At 62.5% G+C, this 1,086-nt stretch carries 1 protein-coding gene, 1 pseudogene and 1 riboswitch; of the genes and pseudogenes, one reads left to right on the forward strand and one right to left on the reverse strand.

Annotated elements, in window-relative coordinates; genetic code table 11:
- Positions 1-113 (reverse strand): annotated as a pseudogene (locus ACE04F_RS12745) (putative urea ABC transporter substrate-binding protein); the annotation flags it as partial.
- 60 nt (positions 114-173) lie between these two features.
- A riboswitch (guanidine-I (ykkC/yxkD leader) is annotated at positions 174-275 on the reverse strand.
- A 308-nt stretch (positions 276-583) separates the two neighbouring features.
- Between ACE04F_RS12745 and ACE04F_RS12750 the strand changes: the two are divergent.
- Positions 584-1,003 carry a hypothetical protein gene (locus ACE04F_RS12750; RefSeq protein WP_305496228.1) on the forward strand — a complete coding sequence of 140 codons (420 nt, stop codon included), beginning with the start codon at positions 584-586 and terminating at the stop codon, positions 1,001-1,003.
- Positions 1,004-1,086: the final 83 nt, after the last annotated feature.

Here is a 1,086-nt window from a genome sequence, read left to right on the forward strand (position 1 = left end):
GCATAGATGGTCCAGCAGACGCTGAAACGGTCCTTGGGCGCGGCGTGGGACGGAAGACTCGCGAAGGCCGCAAGCGCGGCGAGGAGCAGGGAGGACAGACGAAGCTTGAGCATGGGGGTTCTCCAGTTGATCAAGGGCGGACAGGAGCAACGCGGCACCGCGAACGGTGGCTTGTCTCCCGGGCTTTTGTCCCGCCGTGTAACCTCAACTGGAGGTCGCCAACTCTCGGACCAGCCACTCGCCAGAGGCGAGCCGGAACCCTAGTCAGCCATTGCAAATTGTGGTGCCGCGAACCTGTGATGACTCCTGCACAGGGTTCGTTAAAGCGAGAGCCGTGCCAAGTACGCGCAAGCGCCGGCCCAGAGCGACCGCGTGCCAGGAACGCGCGGACCTCAAGCGGATTCGTGCGTTGTTGTGGTGCCGTGGCGCACCGCAATGAAGCAAAAAGGCTACATGTTTCGAGTTATTGCAACGTCGCACCAGATTCCGATTTCGCTGTCAGATTAATCGTCAGTCACCCCAACAGATGACTGCCGCCCGTCAGCGTCGCTGATGTGGCCCATCCGCGGTCCAGGAGGCCGCCATGTATCGACGACTGCTGCTCATTGCGTTTCTCGGCTTGACTCTTTCGGCCTGCGTGCCTTACTCCGACGGAGGCTCCAGCTACTACCGTTCCGAGGTCTACACCTCACCGGCGCCGGTCTATTACAGCGGCGGCGGAAGTTACTACTCGGCACCGCGTGGCTATTACGCACCACCACGGTACTACCAGCCGGCGCCGCGTTATTACTCGGCTCCACGCTACTACCAGCATGGCCCGCGCTATTACTCGCCACCGCGAGCGGCGTACCGTCCTTATCCGCATCGGGGCGGTTGGGATGGCCGGGACCGGGGCGGCTGGAATGACGACCGTCGCGGTCGGGGCGGACGTGACCGTGGCCATGATCATCGCGGCCGTGGCCATGATGGACGTGGTCATGACGGACGGGGCGGTCACCGCTGACGGATCGGCAGAAAAAAGCGGCGCATGAAGCGCCGCTTTTTTGTGCCTGCCATAACGCTAATCCTCTAGCCCTTGTGGGAGCG

The organism is Pseudomonas sp. AGC41, assembly GCF_057334555.1.